This is a genomic window from Roseateles sp. GW821-FHT09H10 (assembly GCF_059415865.1).
The window spans coordinates 237,470-253,769 of record NZ_JBWKOB010000007.1 but is presented as its reverse complement, the minus strand read 5'-3'; the positions used below and the strand labels follow the sequence as shown (position 1 = coordinate 253,769).

At 69.6% G+C, this 16,300-nt stretch carries 10 protein-coding genes; 7 read left to right on the top strand and 3 right to left on the bottom strand.

All coding sequences use genetic code 11. From position 1 onward, the window contains the following. Positions 1–128 precede the first annotated feature (128 nt). The 4 genes from smc to paeA all read left to right on the top strand — a co-directional run bounded on the left by smc (position 129) and on the right by paeA (position 9,064). Positions 129–3,641 carry a chromosome segregation protein SMC gene (gene smc / locus AC07OY_RS27165; protein ID WP_495045724.1) on the top strand — a complete coding sequence of 1,171 codons (3,513 nt, stop codon included), beginning with the start codon at positions 129–131 and terminating at the stop codon, positions 3,639–3,641. Positions 3,642–3,798: 157 nt separating this feature from the next. Continuing rightward, the gene (locus tag AC07OY_RS27160) at positions 3,799–4,848 is read left to right on the top strand and encodes a cell division protein ZipA C-terminal FtsZ-binding domain-containing protein (protein ID WP_495045723.1); all 1,050 of its coding nucleotides are present in this window, start codon (positions 3,799–3,801) and stop codon (positions 4,846–4,848) included. A 181-nt stretch (positions 4,849–5,029) separates the two neighbouring features. Further along, the gene (locus tag AC07OY_RS27155; RefSeq protein WP_495045722.1) at positions 5,030–7,726 is read left to right on the top strand and encodes a putative bifunctional diguanylate cyclase/phosphodiesterase; all 2,697 of its coding nucleotides are present in this window, start codon (positions 5,030–5,032) and stop codon (positions 7,724–7,726) included. A gap of 33 nt (positions 7,727–7,759) precedes the next feature. Continuing rightward, entirely contained in the window at positions 7,760–9,064 is a 1,305-nt protein-coding gene (paeA, locus tag AC07OY_RS27150; protein ID WP_495045721.1) for a polyamine export protein PaeA, read from the top strand. 296 nt (positions 9,065–9,360) lie between these two features. Here the strand turns inward: paeA and AC07OY_RS27145 are convergent, their stop codons facing one another. Beyond that, positions 9,361–10,905: a methyl-accepting chemotaxis protein gene (locus tag AC07OY_RS27145; RefSeq protein WP_495045720.1), complete on the bottom strand. Its 1,545-nt coding sequence runs from the start codon at positions 10,903–10,905 to the stop codon at positions 9,361–9,363. 80 nt (positions 10,906–10,985) lie between these two features. After that, entirely contained in the window at positions 10,986–11,510 is a 525-nt protein-coding gene (locus tag AC07OY_RS27140) for a hemerythrin domain-containing protein (protein ID WP_495045719.1), read from the bottom strand. 40 nt (positions 11,511–11,550) lie between these two features. Between AC07OY_RS27140 and ligA the strand changes: the two genes are divergently transcribed. Together ligA and AC07OY_RS27130 are read left to right on the top strand one after the other, a co-directional pair. Then, entirely contained in the window at positions 11,551–13,590 is a 2,040-nt protein-coding gene (ligA, locus tag AC07OY_RS27135) for an NAD-dependent DNA ligase LigA (protein ID WP_495045718.1), read from the top strand. Positions 13,591–13,613: 23 nt separating this feature from the next. After that, the gene (locus tag AC07OY_RS27130) at positions 13,614–14,441 is read left to right on the top strand and encodes a substrate-binding periplasmic protein (RefSeq protein WP_495045717.1); all 828 of its coding nucleotides are present in this window, start codon (positions 13,614–13,616) and stop codon (positions 14,439–14,441) included. 2 nt (positions 14,442–14,443) lie between these two features. Here the strand turns inward: AC07OY_RS27130 and AC07OY_RS27125 are convergent, their stop codons facing one another. Further along, positions 14,444–15,376, bottom strand: a complete 933-nt coding sequence (locus AC07OY_RS27125) for a LysR family transcriptional regulator (RefSeq protein WP_495045716.1) — start codon at positions 15,374–15,376, stop codon at positions 14,444–14,446. 101 nt (positions 15,377–15,477) lie between these two features. Here AC07OY_RS27125 and AC07OY_RS27120 point away from each other — a divergent pair, with 101 nt between their 5' ends. Continuing rightward, positions 15,478–16,293 (top strand): pirin family protein, encoded by an 816-nt coding sequence (locus tag AC07OY_RS27120; protein WP_495045715.1) that lies wholly within the window; start codon positions 15,478–15,480, stop codon positions 16,291–16,293. Positions 16,294–16,300: the final 7 nt, after the last annotated feature.

Below are 16,300 nucleotides of genomic sequence, written 5' to 3'. Positions count from 1 at the left end.
CTTGGTGGCCATGTGAGTGTGAGCGGCTGGTCTTTCTGAGAGGGGGCGAATGGTATCATCCGGCCCCGTCAAAGCGCCCTTGAAAGGCGCTTTTCTTTAGCCAAATCAAGGGCTTACGTCCGAGCTACATGCGGCTGAACTCGATCAAGCTGGCCGGCTTCAAATCCTTCGCTGAACCCACGACCTTCCAGTTGCCCGGGCAACTCGTCGGCGTCGTCGGGCCGAACGGCTGCGGCAAGTCCAACATCATGGACGCGGTGCGCTGGGTGCTGGGCGAGAGCAAGGCCAGTGAATTGCGTGGCGAGTCCATGCAGGACGTCATCTTCAACGGCAGCGGCAACCGCAAGCCGGCAGGGCGCTCCAGCGTCGAACTGGTGTTCGACAACCAATCCGCCCGTGCCGGCGGCCCCTGGAACCAGTTCACCGAGATCGCCGTCAAGCGCGTGCTGACGCGCGACGGCACCAGCTCCTACTTCATCAACAACCAGCCGGTGCGTCGCCGCGACGTGCAGGACGTCTTCCTCGGCACGGGCCTGGGCCCGCGCGCCTACGCCATCATCGGCCAGGGCACCATCTCCCGCATCATCGAGAGCAAGCCCGAGGAGATGCGCCTCTTCCTGGAGGAAGCGGCCGGTGTCTCCAAGTACAAGGAACGCCGCCGCGAGACCGAGAACCGCCTCAAGGACACGCGCGAGAACCTGACCCGCGTCGACGACATCCTGCGCGAGCTCAACAGCAACCTCGAGAAGCTGGAGCGCCAGGCCGAGGTCGCCGCGAGCTATCGCAGCCTGCAGGACAGCGGCACGCTGAAGCTGCACCAGCTCTGGTGGCTGAAGCTGCGCGACGCCGGCAGCGAGGCAGCGCGGGTCAAGACAGCCCATGCCGAGGCCGTCAATGCGCTGGAATCGCGCACCGCCGAGCTGCGCGCCGTCGAGGCCACGCTCGAGGAAGTGCGCCAGGCCCATTACGCCGCGGGCGACGAGCTGCATGCCTCACAAGGCCGTTTTGCCGACGCCCAGCTCGAAGTGAGCCGCCTCGAGGAGCGCATCCGCTTCGTCGTCGAGAGCCGCAACCGCGCCCAGGCGCGCCTGGCCGAGCTGCATGCCCAGGACGGTCAGTGGCGCGAGCGCGTCGAACAGTCCACCGCCGAGCTGGAAGGCATTGCCGAGCAGATCGCCGGTGCCGACGAGCAGAGCGAGATCCTCGCGGCCCAGGCCGAAGAGCAGCAGGGCCAGCTGCCCATTGCGGAAGATGCCCTGCGCGCCGCCCAGGCCCGCGCCAACGAGCAGCGCACCCTGGTGGCCCAGGTCCAGCAGCAGATCCAGGTGCTGGCGGCCGAAAGCCGCAGCGTGGACGAGCAGGCGAGGGCGCTGCGCCAGCGCGAGGACAGGCTGACGGCCGAGTCCCGCGCCCTGGGCGCGCCCGACCACGAGGCGCTGGAAGCCTTGAAGGCGCGCAGCGCCGAAGCCGACGAGGCGCGCGACCTGTCCGACGCCCGCCTGCAGGAACTGGCCGAGCAGGTGCCGTTGCTGGAAGAGCAGCGCCGCAACGCCCAGCAGGATGCCAACGCCCAGCTTGCCCGCCAGTCCGAACTGACCGCCCGCCTGGAGGCCTTGAAGGCCCTGCAGGAGAAGGTGCAGACCGAAGGCAAGCTCAAGCCCTGGCTGGCCAAGCATGGCCTCGATGGCCTGCAAGGCCTGTGGACCCAGCTGCACATCAGCCAAGGCTGGGAGAACGCGCTGGAGGCCGCGCTGCGCGAGCGCATGGGCGCCTTGAGCGTGGGCCGCCTGGACACCGTGCGTGCCTTCGAGCTCGACGCGCCGCCGGCCCGCCTTGCCTTCTATTCGACGCCGGCCGGCTCCATCGCCAACACGCACGAGACACTGCCCAAGCTCAGCGAGCTGCTCAAGCTCGACGACGCCGGCCTGGTCGCGCTGCTGAACGACTGGCTGGAAGGCGTCTACACGGCGCCGACGCTGGACGAGGCCCTGGCCGCACGCGGCAAGCTCACGCACGGCGAGCTGATCCTGACACCGGCCGGCCATGCCGTCGGCCAGTTCTCGGTCACCTTCTACGCGCCCGACTCCGAGCAGGCCGGCCTGCTGGCCCGCGCCCAGGAGATCGAGCAGCTGACGACCGCCCAGCGCGGCCAGAACCTGATCGCCGACGAGGCCCGCCTGTCGCTGAGCCGCATCGAGCATCAGTTCAACGACGCCAACGGGCGCCTCACGACGCTGCGCCGCGAAGCCAGCGAGGCGCAGACGCGCGCCCATCAGATCCATGTCGAACTGCTGCGCCTGACGCAACAGGCCGAGGCCAGCCAGCAGCGCCGCAGCGCCCTGGACGCCGAGCTGGCAGAGATCGCAGCCCAGCAAGAGGGCTTGCAGGAACGCCGCGCCGTCGGCGAGGCCCGCTTCGAGGAGCTGGACATCCAGCTGGGCGACTCTCAGCAGCGCCATGCCGAACTGGAAGACGGCACCATCGCCGCCGAGCGCAAGCTGGCCGACGCCCGCGAGCAGCTGCGCACGCTGGAGCGCCGCTCGCAGGAGGCGCGCTTCGCCACCCAGACGCTGGCGGCCCGCCGCGGCGAGCTGCAGCGCGGCATCGAGACGGCCCAGGCCCAGATCGGCCAGGTGGCGTCTTCCGCTGCCAGCCTGCAGGCCGAGCTGGACACGCTGAACGATGCTGCCGCCCAGGCCGGCCTGCAGGATGCGCTGGCCATCAAGGTCGAGCGCGAGCAGGCCCTGGCGGCCGTGCGCGCCAATTACGACGACCTCAGCTTGCGCCTGCGCAAGGCCGACGAGCAGCGCATGACGTTCGAGCGCAGCCTGGACCCGCTGCGCGAGGCCATCACCAAGCTGCAGCTGGAAGAACAGGCCGCCCAGCTTGGCGGCGCGCAATACCGCGAGCAGCTCGAAGCCGCCGCCGTCGACCTGGAGGCCCTGGCCAAGTCCATCGAGGACGGCGCCGTCAAGCTCTACGGCCTGCAGGGCGAGATCGATCGCATCAACCGCGACATCGCCGCCCTGGGCGCCGTCAATCTGGCGGCCCTGGACGAGCTGACGGCGGCGCGCGAGCGCAAGACCTTCCTCGATGCGCAGTGCAGCGATCTGAATGCCGCCATCAAGACGCTGGAGGACGCGATCCACAAGATCGACCTCGAGACGCGCGACCTGCTGGGCTCGACCTTCAACCAGGTCAACGAGCATTTCGGCCGCATGTTCCCCGAGCTTTTCGGTGGCGGCCAGGCCCGCCTCGTCATGACGGGCGAGGAGATCCTGGACGCCGGCGTGCAGGTCATGGCCCAGCCGCCGGGCAAGAAGAACAGCACCATCCACCTGCTGTCGGGCGGCGAAAAGGCACTGACCGCCATCGCCCTGGTGTTCGCCATCTTCCAGCTCAACCCCGCGCCCTTCTGCCTGCTGGACGAAGTCGACGCGCCGCTGGATGACGCCAATACCGAGCGTTATGCCAAGCTGGTGACCAAGATGAGTGCCGGCACGCAATTCCTCTTCATCTCGCACAACAAGATCGCGATGGAAATGGCTGAACAACTGATTGGCGTGACCATGCAGGAGCAAGGCGTGTCGCGCATCGTGGCCGTCGACATGGACAAGGCACTCGCCATGGCCGAGACGTGAGCCCCTCGTCTGGTTCCGCCGCGCTGAACGCGGGCGAGGCCAGCCGGTCCCCTGAGGGGACGGCGACGCTCGCGGCATCGAGCCGCGAGCACGTCGCCTTGACGGGCCGGCTTGGGAGCGGCCCGGCGCTCGGCCCGAATGCAAAACGGATACGGAAATGAGTCTGACGCTGACTGAACTTCTCGCCATCGCCGGCGGCCTGGTGCTGGCCGGTGTCGTCGCCCACGGCGCTTGGGCAGCGCGCAAGGCAGGCCCCAAGCGTGCCGTGCCGCCGCTGGAGGAGCCTTCCTTCGACGTGCCTCCCGCCATGCCGATCGAAGGCAGCGCCGAGGCCGAGTCGCTGGAGGTGACGCTGCCCGCGGTCGCTCGCCCGCTGCGCCGCCCCTCGGCCCGCATCGATGCGCTGATCGACGCCATCGCCGCCATCACCGTCGAGGCCCCCGTCTCTGGTGAGTTGGCCCTGCAGCACCAGCCCGGCAGCCGCCGCGCCGGCACCAAGCCGCTGCAGATCGAAGGCCTGAACGCCGAGACCGGCGACTGGGAGCTGCCCTTGCCAGGCCAGCGCTACAGCGAGTTCCAGGCCGGCCTCAAGATGGCCAACCGCAGCGGGGCGCTGAACGAGATCGAGTACTCCGAGTTCGTGCAGAAGATCCAGGCCTTTGCCGATGGCGTCGGCGGCTTCGTGCAGTTCCCGGACATGCTGGACGTCGTTGCCCGTGCCCGCGAGTTGGACCAGTTCGCCGCCAGCCACGATGCCCAGCTGGCCCTGCTGCTGCGCGCCAAGGCGGCAGCATGGACGCCGGGTTTCGTGCAGCAGTCCGCCGGCCGCCACGGCTTCGTCGCCGGCGCCTTGCCGGGCCGCCTCGTCATGCCCTCGGGCGAGGAGGGCGCCCCGCCCGTGCTGACCCTGCAGTTCGACGCCCAGGCGGCCCTGGCCGAAGACCCCGAGGCCCTGTCGCTGCGCGAACTGACGCTGGCCCTGGATGTGCCGCAGACGCCGGCCGAGGCCGAACCCTTCGCCGCCTGGCAGGAGGCGGCCCGCTCGCTGGCCCGCGACCTGGAGGCCGAGGTCTGCGACGACCGCGGCCAGGTGCTGGGCCTGCATGCCTTTGCCGCGATCGACGTCGAGCTGAAGAAGCTCTACGAGGCCTTGGCGGAGCGGGATCTGGCCGCGGGCTCGCCCGCCGCGCGCCGGCTGTTCAGCTGATGGCGTGACATTGGCCGCGCAAACGCCGCGGTCGGGCTGACAGCCGGTGGGCCTTTTCGGGCCCAAAGCTCCTAAAGTCTGCGCGTCCCATGGTCAGTCAAGCCTGATGCGCAGCGGCGGTTCCCCCCCAGTCCTCAGTCTCCTTCTTTCGGTTGCCCGGTGCTGGCTGCTGGGCGGGCTGTTGCTGCTCGGTCGGCCCGCATTCGCGGCGCCGGCGCTGGCCCAGCAGATCGAGGCCATCGAAGCCAGCCATGGCGGCGAGCCGCCGGAGGTGGTGGCGCGCTTGCGCCCGCTGGAAGCCCAGGCCCGCGCCCTGGGTGGCGACAATCTGCGCGTCTTCCTCGCCGCCTGGGGCTATGCCCACGGCCTGATGGATCAGTTCACCGTCGTCGATGCGGCGATTGCCGAACTCATCGACCTGGGCGCACGCGAGAGCAATGCCGCCGCCATGGCCTCGGCCTATGCGTTGCGGGCGACCATGCTGCAGCTGTCAGGCCGCTTGAATGCAGCCTATGGCTGGATGAACGAGGCCCTGCCCTGGGTCGAGAAGACGCAGGACGAGCCGCTGCGCTATTGGGTGTTCATGACGGCGGGCAACATCAGCCTGGCGACGGGGCATTTGCAGGAAGGCCTGCGGGCCTATGCAGCGGCAAGCCGCTCGGCCCTGGCTCAGTCCAATCCGCGGCGTGGCGCACAGGCCCACAACGCGCTGGCGCCCATCCGCCTGGCCCTGCGCGACATCGACGGCGCCCGGGCCGACGCGCAGCAGGCTTTCCGTCTGGCCGAGGCCGCGGGCAGCCAGCCCCTGCAGCTCGCGGCCAAGGTCATCGAATCCCTGGCAGAGGAAGAGGCCGGCCGCCCCATGGCAAGGGACAGGGCTCAGCAGCAGGCGCGCCGGCTGGCCGCCAGCATCGAGCCCGGCGTGGCTGCGAGTGCAGCCGCCGTGAATCCCGCTTCGGGCAGCTCGACCTGGTTCAGCAGCCAGGCCGAGGTGGTGCAGGAGCTGGCCGACCTGCACCTGAGTGCCCGCAGTTTCGCGGCCGCACTCAGCTATGCCGAGCGGGCGCTCAAGCTGGCCCGCCAGGAGGGCGGCGACGAGGATGCCGTCGTGATGGCGACCATCAGCTCGGGCCTGGCGCGCCTGGGTCTGCGCCAGAAGGCGGCCGGCGAACAGCTGGTGAACCACGGCCTGGCCACGCTGGAGAAAGAGGGTCGCAAGCTGCGCCTGATGGAGCAGCTGAACCGCCACGCCGACCTGCTGGAGGCCCTGGGCGACGTGGCAGGAGCCGTGCGCCAGTCCCGCAAGGCGCTGGCGCTGGAGACCGAGCTGGTGCGCAGCGACCGCGTCAGCACCGTGCTGGAGCTGCAGCGCCGCTCCAGCTTCGAGCAGAGCCAGCGCGCGCTGGACAGCCTCAAGCATGACAACGAGCTGCAGGCCAGCCAGCTCGAGCGCCACCGCAGCGAAAGGCGGCTGACCCTGGGCCTGGCCCTGGCCATGCTCATCGTGGTGCTGCTGACCGTGGCCCTGTACCGCCGCGCCCGCCGGGCCAACCGTGCGCTGCAGGCCCACAACGCCGAGCTGGCCCATGTCGGCCTGCATGACCGCGTGACCGGCCTGCCCAACCGGCGTGCACTGGAACAGCGGGCCAAGGAACTCGGCAACGACAGCTTCGTTGGCCTGGGCATCGCCATCAACCGCTTCAGCCGCATCATGGGCAGCCTGGGCCATGCCGCCGGCGACGAATTGCTGTGCCAGGTGGCCGAGCGGCTGAAGGCCGTCGTCGAGGGTGCCGGCGGACGGCTCTATCGCATGGACGGGTTGTCCTTCGGTGCCATCGTGCCTGCCCTGGGCGACGACGCCGCCTTGCGCGGCCTGCTGGACCGCTTGCTGCACGTCATGCAGCCGGTCTTCGAGGTGCAGCGCCAGCAGCTCGCCGTCACGTTGAGCATAGGCGCCGCCGAATACCCGCGGCACGGGGGCCAGACCTCCGAGGTCGCCAAGGCCATCCAGCTGGCCATGCGCCAGGCCCAGGGCATGCCCGGCAACAGCGCCGTGGTCTTCACGGACGGCCTGCTGGCCGACCAGGAGGACAGGCTGCTGCTGGAGGCGCGCCTGGTGCAGGCCCTGGACCGTGGCGAGCTCGAACTCTTCTACCAGGCGCAGTGCGATCTGCAGACGCGCCAGCTCTCGGGTTTCGAGGCGCTGCTGCGCTGGCGCAGCCCCGCTGGCCTGATCCCGCCGGACCGCTTCATCCCGCTGGCGGAGGAATCCGGCCTCATCGTGCCCATCGGCCGCTGGGTGCTGCAGCAGGCCTGCCGCCAGGCCAGGGCCTGGCATGACAGCGGCATGGGCCGGCCCATCGTCGCCATCAACATCTCGCCGCGGCAGTTCCAGCATCCCGAGTTCATGGCCACGGTGCGCGAGGCCCTGGACTCGTCCGGCATGGACCCGCACTACATCGAGCTGGAGATCACCGAGGGCGCCATGATGGACGACGCCGAGTCCACCATCGCCAAGATGGCCGAGCTGCGCGCCCTGGGCCTGCACCTGGCCATCGACGATTTCGGCACCGGCTATTCCAGCCTGGCCTATCTGAAGCGCTTCCCCATCAATCGCCTGAAGATCGACCGCGCCTTCGTGCGCGACCTCGGCCAGGACGAGGGCGGTGCGGCCATCGTGCAGGCCATGATCCAGCTGTCGCACAGCCTGGGCATGACCGTGGTGGCCGAAGGCGTCGAGGACGCCGGCCAGGAGGCCTGCCTGCGCGGTTGGCATTGCGACGTCATGCAGGGCTTCGGCTATGCGCGCCCGGTGCCGGTGCGGGACGCGACGGCCTTCCTGGAGAAGTGCCACGGCGAGGCTGGGGTGGCGGCATAAACTGACCGCCTGCCCACCTCCCGGACCTGGCGTTTGACCACCAGCCTGCTGCTGATTGCCCTCCTCATCGCCGCCAGCGCCTTCTTCTCGATGGCCGAGCTGTCGCTGGCTGCTTCACGCCGCTTGAACCTGCAGCAGCGCGCCGACTCGGGCGATGCCCGGGCCGCCAAGGTGCTGGCCGTGCAGGAGCATCCGGGCGACTACTTCACCGTCGTGCAGATCGGCGTCAACACCGTCGCCATCCTGGCCGGCATCGTGGGGGAGGGCGCCTTCACGCCTCACTTCGAAGCGGCGCTGCGCCTCGTCGTTTCACCCGAGCTGGCGGCGACGCTGGGCTTCGCGGCCTCCTTCATCAGCATCACGTCCCTCTTCATCGTCATGGCCGATCTGGTGCCCAAGCGCCTGTCCATGAACGAGCCGGAGCGCGTCGCCATGAGCCTGGTCGGGCCCATGCTGATGCTGTGCCGCGTGCTCAAGCCGCTGGCCTGGCTGTTCAGCGGCATCACCGAAGGCCTGATCCGCATCCTCGGCCTGCCGGCCAAGCGCGACGAGACCATCAGCTACCGCGACATCCTCGCGCTGACCGAGGCCGGCTACCAGGCCGGCGTCGTCGCCGACGAGGAGCAGCAGGTCATCGCCAATGTGTTCGAGCTCGACACGCGCACCGTCGAGACCGTGATGACGGAGCGAGAGCGCATCGTCTTCTTCTCGCGCGACGACGACGACGTGCTGATCCGCAACCGCATCGCCGAGACGCCGCACTCGACCTATCTGGTCTGCGACGGTGACATCGACCAGGTTGTCGGCTATGTGGACGCGACCGACCTGTTCCAGCGCGTGCTGCGCGACGAGCAGCTGTCGTTGCGAGAAAACGGCGGCGTGCTCGTCAAGAAGGTGCTCATCGTGCCGGACCGGCTGACGCTGTCGGAGATGCTGACGCAGTTCCGCGAGGCGCATGAGGACTTCGCCGTCGTCGTCAACGAGTACAGCCGCGTGGTGGGCGTCATCACGCTGAACGACGTGATGAACACCGTGATGGGCAGCCTGGTCGCGCCGCACGACGAGGAGCAGATCGTGCGCCGCGAGGACGGTTCCTTCCTGGCCGACGGCATCACGCCCATTCCCGATGTCGAGCGCTCGCTGGGCATCGAGAGCTGGCCGCATGCCGGCACCTACGACACGCTGGCCGGCTTCCTGATGGTCATGCTGCGCCGCATCCCGCGGCGCACCGACGTCGTCGAATGGGAAGGCTGGCGCTTCGAGGTGGTCGACGTGGACAGCTACCGCGTCGACCAGGTCATGATCACCGCGGTCGCGCCTGCGGCACGTCCGAGTTGACGGCCAGTATTTGCTGCGGGCCGAGCGCTGGGCCTGCCATGGGCCAGAGGCCCATGGCCTTCCATAGGCACAAGCAGTCCGCAGGGACTGCCTGTGTCCGACTCCAGTTCACCGAGCCGGCCCGCCTTGGGCATGTGCTTGCGGTTCAATGCCGCACGCATCGCCGTCCCCTCGGGGGCTGAGGCCGGAGACATGGCGTCCAGTGGGCGGCATGTGCCTGCCGAAGAGCTGCGGCACATGCCGCAGCGCGGTCTGCAAGACCGACCAAGGTAGTCCTTGGGCGAGGGGCTCCACATTCAGGCGTGCTTCAGGCGGAAGCGGGACACCACCTCCGCCAGCATGGCCGCCTGGCTCTTCAGCGCCTCGGACGCCGCCGCGGACTCCTCCACCAGCGCCGCGTTCTGCTGCGTCATGGTGTCGAGCTGGGTGACGGCCGTGTGCACCTCGCTCAGGCTCTGGGTCTGGTTCTGCACGCCGGTGCTGATCTCGCCGATGACATGGGTCACGCGCTGCACCGCGTCCACCACCTCCTGCATGGTCGAGCCCGCATCGGCCACCTGGCGCGAGCCGGCCTCGACATGCTCGACCGAGCCCGAGATCAGCGTCTTGATCTCGCGAGCCGCCTGGGCGCTGCGCTGGGCCAGCGTGCGCACCTCGGCGGCCACGACGGCAAAGCCGCGCCCCTGCTCGCCGGCCCGGGCTGCTTCCACGGCCGCATTCAGGGCCAGGATGTTGGTCTGGAAGGCGATGCCGTCGATGACGCCGATGATGTCGGCGATCTTGCGGGAGGACTGCTGGATGGCATCCATGGTTCGGATCACCTCGCCCACGGCCGCGCCGCCGCGCGCGGCCACGCCCGAAGCGCCCGAGGCCAGGCGGTTGGCCTCGCCGGCCGAGCTGGCATTGGACTGGGCCGTGTCGGTGATCTGGTGCATGGCCGCCGCCGTCTCCTCCAGGCTCGCCGCGGCCTCTTCCGTGCGCGAGGACAGGTCCAGGCTGCCGGCCGACACCTCGCCGCTGGCCGTCGCGATCGCGTCCGCGCTGTTGCGCACCGTGCTGATGGACTCGTGCAGGGCCTGCTGCATGCGGGCCAGGCCGCGCAGCAGATCGCCCAGTTCGTCGCCGAGGCGGCTGTCGACATCGGCCGTCAGGTCGCCGCCAGCGATGCGCTCCGTCGCCGCGGCCGCCAGTTGCAGGGGCTGGGTGACCGAGCGCGTCATGCGCCAAGCCACCAGAGCGCCCAGGGCCATGGCCACGGCCACCATGCTCCAGATGCCCCAGAGCACGGCGCTGTAGCTGCTCAGGGCCTCGGTGCGGGCCTGCTGGGCGCCGGCGCCGTTGATGTCGATGAGCTTGCGCACCGCCTCGGTGGTGGCGCGGAACTGCTTGCGCGAGTCGCCGCGGATCAGCGCCACGGCTTCGTCGGCCTTGCCGCCGCCGACCAGGGCGGCGATCTTCACCTGCCCGGCCTTGTAGGCGTCCAGCGTGGTCTGGAAAGCCTGGAAGGGAGGCTTCTCCTCGGGGCTCAACAGCTCGCCATAGGCCTTGAGCAGCGGCGTGAGCGCCTCCCATTGCTTGGCAATGCGCTGCTGCTCAGCGGCCATTTCTTCAGATGACCCGCCCAGCGCCTGCTGCAGCTCGGCCCGGCGCATCTGGTTCAGCGCCTCGTTCATGCCGGCCAGCTGCTGGGTGCTGACCAGCCAGTTGTCCGCCAGGTCCAGCACATTGGCCTGCACGCGCGCCACGCGGTTGCTGGCAAAGCCGCCCATGGCCAGCATCAGCGCCAGCAACAGGCCAAAGCCCAGCGCCATGCGCGGGCCCACACGGAGATTCGACAACATCAGACCCTCCCTGCGGCCCACCGCGGGCCGTGCCGCCGATGATGGCATCGGTGCGGGCGGGGCACAACGGTCCCCGCGGCCTAACTGCGACGTCGGCCGGCCATTTCCTCGCCCATGCGGGCGAGGGCGGCTTCGTCGAGGCCGTCGCGAGCGGCGGCGAAGGCCTGCTGGTCTTCCAGTGCCAGATGCGCTTCATAGAGCGTCAGATAGCGCTTGAGCAGGGTCGGGCCGATGACGCCGGGCTCCTGGTGCGTCCAGCTCAACAGCGGCTGGCGCAACTGCGACCACAGGCCTTCCATTTCGCGATGCTCCGCCTGCAGCCTATCGGCCATGCTTCCCAGGCCCGCCTGGCGCAGCCGTGGCAGCACATGGCGTTCCTCGTCCTCATGGTGCTTGGGGCCGGCGAGGTCGAAATAGCGCAGCACATCGGCCGCCGCTGCGCGCGCCTGGGCGTCCACGCCGTGGCGGTCCACGTGCGCGTCCAGGCGTCGCAGCAGGTCCAGGCTGCGCCAGATGCGCTCGTGGCAGGCGGCCAGCATCTCGAAGGGCTCGTCGAAACCCACGGCCGGGCCGGAATGCAGGGTGTCGAGGCTGACGCGGCTCATGGCGGCATTCTCGGCCGTTCGGCGAAGCCACAATGCGCGCATGACCAAGCCCGCCGAACGCGCCTCCGAGTTGCGCGCCCAGCTGAATCACCACGCCCACCTCTATTACGTGCTCGACCAGCCGGCCCTGCCGGACGCCGAGTACGACAAGCTCTTCCAGGAATTGCAGGCCCTGGAGGCGGCCCATCCCGAGCTGCAGACGCCGGACTCGCCGACCCAGCGCGTCATCGGCGCCGTGCTGCCGGGCCTGACGCCGGTGACCCATGTCGTGCCCATGCTCTCCATCACGACGGAGACCGACACGACCGACGGCGGCGCCATCGCCTTCGACGCCCGCGTGCGTCGTGAGCTGGCCCTGACCGAGGCGGACCCACCGGTCGAGTACGCCGCCGAGCTGAAGTTCGACGGCCTGGCCATGAGCCTGCGCTACGAGAACGGTGTGCTCGTGCAGGCGGCCACGCGGGGCGACGGCGAAACGGGCGAGGACGTCACGCAGAACGTGCGCACCATCGGCCAGATCCCGCTGCGCCTCAAGGGCAAAGCTGAGGACATGCCGGCGGTGCTGGAGGTGCGCGGCGAGGTCTATATGCGCCGCGACGACTTCGAGAAGCTCAATGAGCGCCAGCGCGAGCGCGGCGACAAGACCTTCGTCAACCCGCGCAACACGGCGGCCGGCGCCATCCGCCAGCTCGACCCGGCGCTGGTGAGGCAGCGGCCGATGTGCTTCTACGCCTATGGCCTGGGCGAGGTGCAGGGCTGGGAGATTCCCGCCACGCATGCCGGCATGCTGGACGCGCTGGCGGATTTCGGCCTGCCGGTGAACGGCGACCGTGTCGTGGCGTCGGGGCACGAGGGGCTGGTCAGGTTCCACCAGGCCATGGCCGCCAAGCGCGACGCGCTGCCCTTCGACATCGACGGCGTCGTCTACAAGGTCAACTCGCGCGAGCTGCAGCAGAAACTCGGCTTCAAGACCCGCGAGCCGCGCTGGGCCGTGGCTCACAAATACCCCGCCCAGGAGCAGGTGACGACGCTGCTGGCCATCGACATCCAGGTCGGCCGCACCGGCAAGCTGACGCCGGTGGCGCGGCTGGACCCGGTCTTTGTCGGCGGCACCACGGTCAGCAACGCGACGCTGCACAACCTGTTCGAGATGCGCCGCAAAGACGTGCGCCTGGGCGACAAGGTCATCATCCGCCGCGCCGGCGACGTGATTCCCGAGGTCGTCGGCCGTGTTCCCGGCGAGCGCGCCAGCTATGTGCCCAACTTCCACATGCCGCGCGCCTGCCCCATCTGCAAGAGCGAGGCGGCGCGCGAGCGCGGCGGCATGGACTACCGCTGCACCGGCGGCGTGTTCTGCCCGGCCCAGCGCAAGCAGGCCATGCTGCACTTCGCCGGCCGCCGCGCCATGGACATCGAGGGCCTGGGCGACAAGCTCGTCGAGCAGTTGGTCGACTCGGGGCTGGTGCTGAGCCTGCCCGGTCTCTACAAGCTCGGCGTCGCCAAGCTGGCGGCCCTGGACCGCATGGCCGAGAAGAGCGCCCAGAACATCGTCGACGCGCTGGAGAAGAGCAAGACGCCGACGCTGGCGCGCTTCCTGTTCTCGCTGGGCATACGCCAGGTCGGCGAGACGACGGCCAAGGACCTCGCGCGCCACTTCGGCACGCTGGACAAGCTGATGCATGCCAGCGTCGAGCAGCTGCTGGAGGTGCCCGACGTCGGCCCCATCGTCGCGGCCAGCATCCACACCTTCTTCGCCCAGCCGCACAACCGCGAGGTCGTCGAGCAGCTGCTGGCGGCTGGCATCAGCCCGAAGGAAAGCGAAGGCCAGGCCGACGACCGCCCGCGTCCGCTGCTGGGCAAGACCCTGGTGCTGACCGGCAAGTTCCCGGTGCTCAGCCGCAACGAGGCCCAGGCCCTCATCGAAGCGGCCGGCGGCAAGGTCAGCGGCTCGGTGTCCAAGAAGACAAACTACGTCATTGCCGGCGAGGACGCCGGCAGCAAGCTGGACAAGGCGCAGGCCCTGGGTGTTACCGTGCTGGACGAAGCGGGGCTGCGCAGGCTGCTCCAGGAACCGGCTTGAATCGTGAGCGGAAGGGATCGCCCATGACGACGATGCTGCGGGTGGGCCTGCGGGCGCTGCTGCCGGCCCTGGTGGCGGGTGCCGCGCTGGCACAGGCGCCTGCGCCCGCACCGGTGAGCCCGCCCGTCTGCCGCCAGCTGGTGGCGTCCGGCAACCCGCAGTACCCGCCCTATCTGTGGCGCGTTGCCGAGGGCGACGATCGCCTGGTCGGCGCCAACGCCGACATGCTGGCTTGGCTGTCCAAGGAGCTGGGGCTGCCCATCGAAGCGCGCTATGTCGGTCCCTGGGGCCGCGTGCAGGAGGAAATGCGCGCCGGCCGCATCGACCTGATCGCCGGTGCCTTCTTCACGCTGGCGCGCACCGAGTACATGGACTACTTCCATCCGGCCTTCCACGAGACGCGCTCGGTCGTCTTCGTGCGCAGCGGCAGCCGCCTCGACTACCGGCGCTGGAGCGACCTCGTGCCCCTGCAGGGCGGCACCGTCATCGGCAACAGCTTCGGCGAGGAGTTCGACCGCTATTCGCGCGAGAAGCTGAAGGTCTCCCAGGTGGCCAGCGTGGAGAAGGCCCTGCTGATGCTGCAGAAGTCGCGCATCGACTACCTGATCTACGAGGACAGCCCGGCGCTGGCCTATCTGGGCCGGTTGAACATCGAAGGGGTGCGCCCGCTGAAGCCCGCCATCGCGAGCGAGCCCCTGCACCTGACCTTGTCGCACCGTTCCGCCTGCAACACGCCGGAGCTGCGCGGCCGCCTCGCGCGGGCGATGTACACGCTGTCCCGCCAGGGCCTGATGCGGGGCTGGATCGACAGGAACATCGAGCTCTGGAAGAGCGCGAGCCCGCCGCCCTGAAATCAGCTGGCGGCGCGTTGCCCTGCCGGCAGCCCCGGCAAGCCCGAGCGCGCCCACTCGGGGGCCGTCTCGAACAGGTGGTCGATGAAGGCCCGCGTCTTGGCCGGCATCAGGCGCCGGCTGGCCGTCAGCAGGTGCACGGGCAGGGGCTCGTAGCTCCACTGCGGCAGCACATGGACCAGGGTGCCCGCCTCGATGTCGGGGGCCACCATGCCGAACGGAAAGCTGCCGATGCCGCCGCCGGCCCGCGTCAGGGCCAGCACCAGGCCGATGGAGTTGGCCTCCAGGGGCCCGTGCAGGTCGATGTCCACGGTCTGTGAGCCGTTCTGCAGGCGGCGCTTGTTGGCTTCCTTGGCCTGGGTCATGACGACGAAGTCATGCGCCGCCAGGTCGGCCGGCGTCTGCGGCGCGGGCCGGGCCTGCAGATAGACGGGGCTGGCATACAGGCCGCGCTCCAGCAGCATGAAGCGGCGCGCGACGAGGTCGGGCTCGTCCACGGGGCCGACCCGCACCGCCACGTCATAGGGCTCGTTGAAGAGGTCGACGCGGCGCGGGGTCGTGTCGATCTCGAGTTCCACCTTGGGGTAGCGGCGCACGAAACGCGAGAGGCTCTCGGCCAGCACCAGCATCGCGAACTCCGCCGGCACGGCCACACGCAAGCGGCCCTGGGGCGTCGCCTCCCGCGAGGCCAGCCATTCGCGCGTCTCGGTGATGTCCTCCTCATGCCGGGCGGCCCGCTCGGCGAGCTGCTCGCCCAGCTCGGTCAAGGTCAGGCGGCTGGCGCCGGGCACGAACAGGCGGGCGCCTACCGAGGTCTCCAGCGCGGTCAGGCGGCGGCTCAGCGTGGCCTTGGGCAGGTCCAGCTGGCGGGAGGCCTCGGACAGCGATCCCGCCTTGTGTACCTGGGCGAGCAACAGCAGGTCGTCGATCTTCATGGGGTCGATGGTCTCGTTTTATTTCGTTTCGTTTCCGGAACGGTGAGTTTGAGTTTTGTGGCTATTCGCCATAAATGGAACTCTCTACAGTCCGCGCCATCATGTCAACCGCCCGACTCCTGCAGCCCCAAAGGCATCGCATCGGCACCGGCTTCCAGGCCGAGGGCTGGCGTGAGCCGTTGGCCCTGCTCGACCCCTTCATCATGGTCGACCACTTCCGCATGAGCGAGGCGACGTTTGCGCCGCACCCCCATGCCGGCTTCTCGGCGGTGACCTATCTCTTCGACGATTCGGCCACCGGCATGCTCAGCCGCGACTCCCTGGGCGGTGAGCATGAGATCCTGCCCGGCGGCCTGCACTGGACGCTGGCCGGGCGGGGCGTCATGCATGACGAGTTCCCCCTCGAGGCCGGCCGCGAAGCCCATGGCCTGCAGATCTTCGTCAACCTGCCGGCGGAGCAGAAGTTGCGCGCGCCCAGCGTCATGCGCCTGGCGCCCGAGCTGATGCCGCGCCGTGTCGGTGAGGGCTGGCAGGCGGTGCAGGTCTTCGGCGCCGACACCGCGTTGGCTTTGCCCTGGCCGACGTCCCTGGTGCTGGTCGACATCGAGGCCGGCGCCGCCTTCGACCTCGTGCTGCCCGAAGGCGAGCAGGGCTTTGCCCTCGTGATCCAGGGCAGCGGCCGCACCGGCGAACTGCCGCTGTCCACCGGCCGGGCCCTCAGCCTGCCCGTGGCCGGCCGCGCCCGCATCGGGGCCGAAGAGGCCCTGCGGCTGGCCTGCTTCTGCGGCCGGCCCTTGCACGAACCCCTGGTGCGCCACGGCCCCTTCGTCATGAGCGACGAAGGCCAGGTCGTGGCCGCCCTGCAGCGATTCCAGACCGGCGGCATGGGCCGCCTCAGCCCCCGACAACAAGCCTAACGATTCC